Genomic DNA, 7,886 nt, shown 5'->3' on the forward strand with positions numbered 1-7,886 from the left:
GCACGACGGACGGTGGGCCAAGCCTGCCGCATCGGTCAGCGCACCCGCATGGTCGCGTCTACGGCCGCACAACGAACCGGTAGACCGTGGATTCACGGGCCCGGAACCCCAGGCGTTCGTACAGCCGATTCGCTGACCGGCGGGACGGACGAGAGGTGAGATCGACTGTCCGCGCCCCAGCCGCCCCGGCCAGGCGAAGCGCCTCCTCCGTCAGCGCCGCTCCCACTCCGTGACCCCGCGCCGCCTCGTCGACCACGACATCCTCGATGCGGCCCCGCAGCCCCGACGGCAACGGAAACATGATCAGAGTCAGCATGCCGACCGCTCGGCCGTCGATCCTGGCCACCAGCAGGGTGTTGGTGTCACTGCGCACCGATCGGGCCACCGAGTCCCGGTCGGGCGCGCCGGCGGTACTCGAAAGCTGGGGCAGCAGGCGAGCGATTGCCTCCACCACTTCATCGGTCGTCTCGCGGACGACCTCCACCTCGACGCTCATGGACGTGACCCTACCGACAGGTCCCGCGAACGCGGGGAGGGAACGGTTGCGTGGGTCACGATCCCCATCGCGAAGTACCTGGTCAGGCTGGTGTTGTGATTGATGGAGAATGTCCTGGACGGCGAATCCCGGTGCGTGATTCGATGACGGGATGACTTCGTTCTGGACGGGAAAGCGGATACGTCTACGTGGGATCGAGCCGGACGACTGGACCGCGCTCATGCGCTTCGCCGAGGACGAGGAGCGGCTGGGGGACCTGTTGAACCCGCCCCGTTCTGCCGAGAGCCATCGTGCCCGGGCGAAGGAGCAGGCCGTCGTCAAGTCCGACGGTGACTGTTTCCAGTTGGCAATCGAAGCTGCCGACACGGGGGAAGTCGTCGGCGCTGTGGGATCGTTCCACGCCGACGCGCGTTCGGGCTGGTTCGAGTACGGCATCACGATAGGTGCCGAGTTCCGACGCAATGGGTACGCGGCGGAAGCCGTACTGCTGTTGCTGCGCTACATGTTCGCCGAGCGGCGGTTCCACAAGTGCCAGGTACGGATCTTCGCGCACAACGAGGCCTCGCTGGCACTTCACCGTCGGCTCGGATTCGTCGAGGAGGGTCGGCTCCGCGATCATGTGTTCATGGCCGGACGGCACCACGATCTCGTCCTGATGGGCATGATCGTCGATGAGTTCACCGAACTGCACCTGGCCGGCGGACTCAGGGACCGTCCTCTGGATGCTGCGTCGAACGCGATGTGAACCGGGCGAAGTCCGTCTGTTGCGAGGAAGGCGGGTGGCGACGTCGGTGCTCTGCGCCGGCCGAGATGACCAAGGCGGCGGCGGTCATCGTGGTGAGGAGTGCCCAGGACGGGACGAAGCTGTGTGTGAGGTCCTTGAGCAGGCCGAGTGCGGGTGGCACCGTGACGATGGCGATCTGGTTGGCGGACATGGCCAGCCCGAGGGCGAAGCCGGTTCTGCCCGTTGGGGCGGATTCGGTCACGTAGGCGACCCACGGGCCGTACCAGCCGAAGCCGAAGAACCCGAGCCAGACGAGCACGCAGCAGGCGATGGTGGGTGATCGGCCCAGTGGTGTCATCAGCGCTGCCATTCCGACGATCACGGCGACCATGCAGGTCATGACGGAGACGTACCGGCCGGATCTGCTGCGGTCGCTCCACGCAGCCAGGCAGATACGGCCCACGACGCCCGCTCCTTGGGCCACCACCAGGACAAGGGCCGCAGTGCCGGCGCCGACGGACGCCACTTCGTGCAGGTGCAGCACCGTCAGGATGCCCACGCCGGACTGCACCGAGATCAGGGTCGTCCCGGACAGCATGATCTTCGCCATCGATGGTTCGCGGAGCATGCGTAGCCGGATGCCGAGTCGGGACCTGAGCGGGACACGCGGCCCTTTGACGTGCGGGATGATGTGGCTGGTTTCGACGGTCTCGGTGGGCGGCCGGCGGTAGAAGCCCATGAAGACGGCGGATCCCAGTAGCGCGACGAGGCCACCGGCCAGGAGTGTCGATCGCCAACCGAACGTGATCGCGAGGTAGGGGAGCACCGCCGAGGCGAGCGCGGCGCCCAGTGGCAGACCGGCCTGGCGAATGCCCATCGCGAAGCCTCGCCGGGAAGTGTCGAACCAGGACGCGACCGATTTGCTCCCGCCGGGCTGAACCGTGCTGTATCCCGCGCCTACCACCAGCAGGACACAGAGCAGGGCCCCGTATCCCGGCGCGAGGCTGCCCGCGCACAGGGTCACCGCCACCGAGCAGGCGCCCGCCCCGACGACCCAGCGCTCGTCGTAGCGGTCCAGCAACTCCCCGGCCACCAGCAGGCCGACCAGCGGAGCCAATTGGGCTGCCGAGATCAGAAGGCCCAACTGGGCTGTACTCAGTTCGAGTTGGTGCTGGAGATGAATGCCCATGGCTCCGATGCCCTGCACGAAGAAGCCGGACGCTGCCTGGGTGAAGGTGGCGATGCCGAGGACGACCCAACGGAAGGGACGAGTGTGGGGAGCAGAGGGGGCGGGGGAGAGCCGGTGTCGGGGGGTCACGGGCGCCAGTACAGCGACGGGTCGGGGTGGTTGGTGAAGCCGAGGTCGCGATAGAGCGGTTCGCCCTCGACGGAGGCGTACAGGTCGACTCGGGCGACGTCACTCTCCCGGAACCAGTCGAGCAACCCCCGCATGATCGAGCGGCTGTGACCGCGCCGCCGGTACCTCGGGTCGGTGACCACGCCGATCACCTGCCCGATCCGACCGTTGCGCAGGTGCGGGCCGGGCAGTCGCTGTTCGATCGTGCCGATGCCACAGGCGGCGAGGCCGTTCTCACCGTCCACGACAAGGATGCGTACGGTGTCGGAAGCGGTGTCGGTGGACAACTGCTCCTTGAACACTGTGGCCAGGGCAGCCGGCCAGTCGCCGCCTCCCGACGCGGGGTCGAAGAAGTCGCCGCCGAGGTTCTCGAACAACATCGCCCGCAGGCGCACGAGTTCCGCGATGTCGTCCTCCGCCGCCTGCCGTACATCGGCGCCGTTCTCAGTGCGTGATCTCATGCCACCAGACTGGTGTAATGGTCTTATGCATCTCAACCCTTACGGCGAGGACGTCGTGAACCTGACCGCGGACCTGGCGAACAGGCGCCCGGCCAACGCCGAGGAACTCGCCGACCGCTGCCGCGCGGCGGGCCTGGTACTTGAGCTTCCGGTCACGGCACAGGATCTCGACCGCACCCATGAAGTGCTGGACGCGTGGGAGAACGTCGTCGATGCCGACGACGAGCACGAGCGCGCCGAATTGCTCAACCGGATGCTGGCTGCGGCCGCCGCCCACCCGAGGCTGACCGACCACGCCGAAGACGGCTGGCACCTGCACTACCGCGACGACCGTCAGTCGCTCGGCCCCCTGCTGTTCTCGCTGATCTCCGTCGGCACCGCGCTGCATCTGGCGGGACGGGGTATGCGGCGGCTCCGGCGGTGCGCCGTGGTCGAGTGCACCGTGATCTTCGCCGACACCTCCCGTACGGGGCGGCAGCGCTACTGCTCCCAGAGGTGCGCCAACCGCGACGCGGTACGTCGACACCGTGCGAACCGCGCCCTGACCCCACCCTGACGTGGCACCCCGGGTTCTGCCCCCCCCGTACGCTCCGCCGGCCTCACCGCAAAGACGCTGGTCAGTGCTGGGGGGGCATGTGCACCGCAGGCCCGGTGGTCGCGGCCGACGCCGGCCTCGACACGTAAATCGGTGGCCCGGGTGGATAGGTGCCTGGACACTGACCGGTTATGCCCACCAAGCCTTCGACCGGCCCGATGTGTACCCGCGACTCGCTCGTCACCGACCTCCGCGCAATGGGCCTGCGCACCGGTGAGACCCTTCTTGTGCACTCCTCGCTCAGTTCGCTCGGCTGGGTCTGCGGTGGTTCCGGCGTCGTCGTCATGGCGCTCCTCGATGCCCTCGGCGAAAGCGGGACTCTGGTGGTGCCGACCCACTCCGGTGACAATTCGGATCCGGCGTACTGGGGGAACCCGCCCGTGCCCGAGGCGTGGTGGGCGGAGATCCGTGCCTCGATGCCGGCCTTTGACGCGCGGACCACTCCCACCCTCGGCGTCGGTGTCATCCCGGAGACCGTACGTAACTGGCCCGGTGCGGTCCGCAGTTGTCATCCGCAGACCTCCTTCGCGGCCCTCGGCCCACGCGCCGCCGCGATCGTGGACGGCCACGCGCTCGACTGCCGGCTCGGCGAGCACAGCCCCCTCGCCCGGCTTGAGGAGGGCCGGGCGCGGGTGCTTCTCCTGGGGGCGGGATTCGAATCCTGCACGGCGTTCCACCTGGCCGAATACCGGGTTCCTTCGCCGCGGACGGACAACTCCTTCGCCGTCATGACTCCGCAGGGCCGTAAGTGGGAGACCGTGCGTGACACCTCGATCTCCTCGGACCGCTTCGACGAACTCGGTGCGGCCTTCGAGAACGAACGCCCGGTGGTGCGAGGAACGGTGGGCGGTGGGCAGGCCCGGCTGTTCGACCTGGCCGACGCCGTCGCGTACGCCGAGGGCTGGCTGTCCGAGTACCGTCCGCGCACTTCCACGACATGACCGGATCCGCGCCGCCCGGCCGCCGGGGAGGGCCGCGGGGCACCCTCGCCGGCCCGGCCGGTGTGGGATCGGGCGCGGGAGCAGGAGTGCTGAGGTGCGGTGGGGCAGTACGAGGTACACGGTTAGATCACGAACTCGGCCTGCCGATCGCCAGACGTCGGTCACCGACGGGCGAATCCCGTACGACGGTCGGTTACGGAGACAGGGCCGAGCCGTTGGTGTGGGAGGCGAGCGATCGCGGAACTCACGGCGCACCATCGTGACGTGGACGAGTCGTTCACGAGGATCGAGGCGCAGCCCGTGGGCCATCGGCAGCGACGAGTGACGCGAAGGAGCATCGAATGCCGGCCCTCGGAAGGATCAGGCACGCAAGCGGCGCTCCCTGCTGGGTCAGCCTGATCGTTCACGATCTGGACGCGGCGCAGACCTTCTACACCGACGTCATGGGCTGGGATTTTGTCGCGAGCGCCCTCGGCGGCAACTTCTCCGTCGCCATGGCGCACGACCGGCCCGTCGCCGGGATCGGCTGCTGTGACCCCACCGCCAGCCCGCCCGCCGTCTGGACCCCGTACTTCGCCGTGGACGACGCCGACGAAACCGCGGACCGGATCAGGGAACGCGGCGCCACACTCGCCGTCGGGCCGGTGAAACTGGCCGAGGGCCGTGCGGCGATCGCGGCCGACCGGGACGGGGCCGTCTTCGGTCTCTGGGAAGGCATGGCCCTCGCCTGGTCGGTGGGGCGGGGCAGCGCCCCCGCGCGACTGGACCTGCAGACACGCCACGCGTTCGAGGCGGCCATCTTCTACGCGGGGATCTTCGACTGGGCCGAACCTCCCAGCGGCTGCACGGTCGACTACGCGCAGGATCATGTCCGCGTCAAGCTCGAAGGCCGCACCGTTGCCACCCTGCGCGGAGGAGGCATCGAAACCGCTGCGGACCCCAGAATCCGGCCCCGGTGGATCGTCCACTTCCGCGTCGCGGACAGCGCCCGCGCCGCTGCCGCCGCCTTCGACTCCGGTGGTGAATCGTCATTGGTTCCCGCACTCGACGACCCGTCGAAGGACGCCTTCATCATCCGCGACCCGTACGGTGCGCTCTTCACCGTGTCCGGCCCATGACGGCAGCCCCTGCTCGCACCACGACCACGGACGGCATCCACCCGCTGCAAGCATCCACCCGCTCAAAGCGGCCTCCCGCCGACAGGAGCCTCACGCGAGTGGGGCTGAAATCCGCTTGCCGGGCTTCCAGCCCCCGCCTACGGTTCACCCCATGGGATCTCTGTGACAGATGAGGATGCGCGGCGTTGAGCTGGACTCCGTCGCCGTATCCAGCAGCGTGCTGCTGACACCCCACCGCACCGGTTCGGTCCGTTGCGGCGGCGTCCGTGTCGGTGCTCCCCGGCCGTGCCCCTTTCGCCGGCAGCTCCGCGCAGCGCGTTCACGCATGCCCCCATCCTCATCCGGGAACAGGAGACACACGCGTGTCGATTGCGCAATTCGCCTTCCATGACATCACCAAGCGATACCACGACGTCGTCGTGCTCGACCGGGTCGGCTTCAGCATCAGACCGGGCGAGAAGGTCGGTGTGATCGGCGACAACGGATCCGGTAAATCCACACTGCTCAAGGTCCTCGCCGGACACGAGCAGCCCGACAACGGCATGCTCACCGTGATCGCCCCCGGTGGCATCGGCTATCTGGCGCAGACGCTGGAACTGCCGCTCGACGCCACCGTCCAGGACGCCGTCGACCTGGCCCTGTCCGATCTGCGCGAGCTCGAAGCGGCGATGCGCCGGGCCGAGGCGGAGCTGGCCGAGCACGACGCGGACGGATCCGAATCCGTACTGTCCACCATCCTTCGGCGTTACTCCGGCCTCATCGAGCAGTACCAGGCGCGTGGCGGCTACGAGGCCGACGTACGGGTGGAGGTCGCGCTGCACGGCCTCGGGCTGCCGGGCCTGGACCGCGGCCGGAAGCTCGGCGCCCTCTCCGGCGGCGAGCGCTCCCGGCTCGCACTCGCGGCGACCCTGGCCTCGGCGCCGGAACTGCTGCTGCTCGACGAGCCGACCAACGACCTCGACGACGGGGCCGTGGAATGGCTGGAGGACCACCTTCGGGGCCATCGCGGCACGGTCATCGCGGTCAGCCACGACCGGGTGTTCCTCGACCGGCTCACCACCACGATCCTGGAGGTCGGCGCCGGGCGTGTCACCCGCTACGGCGACGGCTACGAGGGATATCTGACAGCCAAGGCCGTGGAACGCGAGCGAGCGCTGCGGGAGTACGAGGAGTGGCGCGCCGAACTCGACCGGAACCGGGGGCTGATCGCCTCCAACGTCGCGCGGATGGACAACATTCCGCGCAAGACGGCCCTCTCCGTGTTCGGTCACGGCGCCTATCGCAGGCGCGGACGTGACCACGGCGCGATGGTGCGGATCCGCAACGCCAAACAACGCGTGGCCCAGCTGACCGGGAACCCGGTCCTGGCCCCCGCCGACCCACTGTCTTTCGCCGCCCGCATCGACACGGTGGGCCCGGAGGCGGAGGAGACGGTTGCCGAGCTCACCGAGGTGCGCGTCGCGGACCGTCTCTCCGTCGCCTCCCTGCGGATCCGTCCGGGGGAGCGGCTGCTGATCACCGGTCCCAACGGCGCGGGCAAGTCCACCCTGCTTCGGGTGCTCTCCGAGGAATTGGCACCGGAGAGCGGCTCGGTACGCGTCGGCTGCCGGGTCGGGCACCTGCGGCAGGACGCGACGCCCTGGCCGCCTCGGCTGACCGTACTGCGGGCCTTCGCCCACGGCCGGCCCGGCCACTTGGAGGACCACGCCGAGAAACTCCTCTGCCTGGGCCTGTTCAGCCCGTCCGACCTGCGGCGACGGGTGAAGGACCTGTCGTACGGACAGCGGCGCCGGATCGAGATCGCCCGCCTGGTGAGCGACCCGATGGACCTGCTGTTGCTGGACGAGCCCACCAACCACCTCACTCCGGTGCTCGTCGAGGAACTGGAACAGGCGCTGGTGGACTATCGGGGTGCCGTGGTCGTCGTGACCCACGACCGGCGGATGCGGTCCCGGTTCACCGGCGTCCGGCTCACCATGAACCACGGGCGGATCACGGAGCTCGGGGCGGCCTGAGCCACCGTCACTCCGGGGATCCGTCCCCCGGGGCCGCCGTCCGGGGGACGGAAACTCCCTTGAGTGATCGCAGTCTGAGGAATGCCTTAAGGCATCCATAAGAATTGCCCGCTGCCGTTCTTGGCGGCTGGTCGCGGGGGTTTCCGGGGTTAGGTTGCTGATCGCCGGACCGCGGGGGC

General features: G+C 68.9%; 8 protein-coding genes. 5 read left to right on the forward strand and 3 right to left on the reverse strand.

The window, feature by feature from the left end; genetic code table 11:
- Positions 1 to 58: 58 nt before the first annotated feature.
- Complete coding sequence (locus ACFVH0_RS40175) at positions 59 to 496, reverse strand: GNAT family N-acetyltransferase (RefSeq protein ID WP_385828383.1); 438 nt, start codon at positions 494 to 496, stop codon at positions 59 to 61.
- A 151-nt stretch (positions 497 to 647) separates the two neighbouring features.
- Between ACFVH0_RS40175 and ACFVH0_RS40180 the strand changes: the two genes are divergently transcribed.
- Positions 648 to 1,241 carry a GNAT family N-acetyltransferase gene (locus tag ACFVH0_RS40180; protein ID WP_385828384.1) on the forward strand — a complete coding sequence of 198 codons (594 nt, stop codon included), beginning with the start codon at positions 648 to 650 and terminating at the stop codon, positions 1,239 to 1,241.
- Here the strand turns inward: ACFVH0_RS40180 and ACFVH0_RS40185 are convergent.
- Complete coding sequence (locus ACFVH0_RS40185; RefSeq protein WP_385828385.1) at positions 1,201 to 2,538, reverse strand: MFS transporter; 1,338 nt, start codon at positions 2,536 to 2,538, stop codon at positions 1,201 to 1,203. The two genes, ACFVH0_RS40180 and ACFVH0_RS40185, sit on opposite strands and share 41 nt — an antisense overlap.
- Positions 2,535 to 3,038 (reverse strand): GNAT family N-acetyltransferase, encoded by a 504-nt coding sequence (locus ACFVH0_RS40190; RefSeq protein ID WP_385828386.1) that lies wholly within the window; start codon positions 3,036 to 3,038, stop codon positions 2,535 to 2,537. The genes ACFVH0_RS40185 and ACFVH0_RS40190 overlap by 4 nt, the downstream gene beginning before the upstream one ends.
- Before the next feature lie 25 nt (positions 3,039 to 3,063).
- On the opposite strand from ACFVH0_RS40190, the gene ACFVH0_RS40195 reads away from it, so the two are divergent.
- The 4 genes from ACFVH0_RS40195 to ACFVH0_RS40210 all read left to right on the forward strand — a co-directional run bounded on the left by ACFVH0_RS40195 (position 3,064) and on the right by ACFVH0_RS40210 (position 7,707).
- Positions 3,064 to 3,594: a CGNR zinc finger domain-containing protein gene (locus ACFVH0_RS40195; RefSeq protein WP_385828387.1), complete on the forward strand. Its 531-nt coding sequence runs from the start codon at positions 3,064 to 3,066 to the stop codon at positions 3,592 to 3,594.
- 170 nt (positions 3,595 to 3,764) lie between these two features.
- On the forward strand, positions 3,765 to 4,574 hold the full coding sequence (locus tag ACFVH0_RS40200) for an aminoglycoside N(3)-acetyltransferase (protein ID WP_385828388.1): 810 nt from the start codon (positions 3,765 to 3,767) through the stop codon (positions 4,572 to 4,574).
- A gap of 341 nt (positions 4,575 to 4,915) precedes the next feature.
- Positions 4,916 to 5,692, forward strand: a complete 777-nt coding sequence (locus tag ACFVH0_RS40205) for a VOC family protein (protein WP_385828389.1) — start codon at positions 4,916 to 4,918, stop codon at positions 5,690 to 5,692.
- Positions 5,693 to 6,054: 362 nt separating this feature from the next.
- The gene (locus ACFVH0_RS40210; RefSeq protein WP_385828390.1) at positions 6,055 to 7,707 is read left to right on the forward strand and encodes a TlrC/CarA/OleB/SrmB family ABC-F type ribosomal protection protein; all 1,653 of its coding nucleotides are present in this window, start codon (positions 6,055 to 6,057) and stop codon (positions 7,705 to 7,707) included.
- Positions 7,708 to 7,886 lie beyond the last annotated feature (179 nt).

It is taken from the genome of Streptomyces sp. NPDC127117 (assembly GCF_042677325.1).
GTDB lineage: Bacteria > Actinomycetota > Actinomycetes > Streptomycetales > Streptomycetaceae > Streptomyces.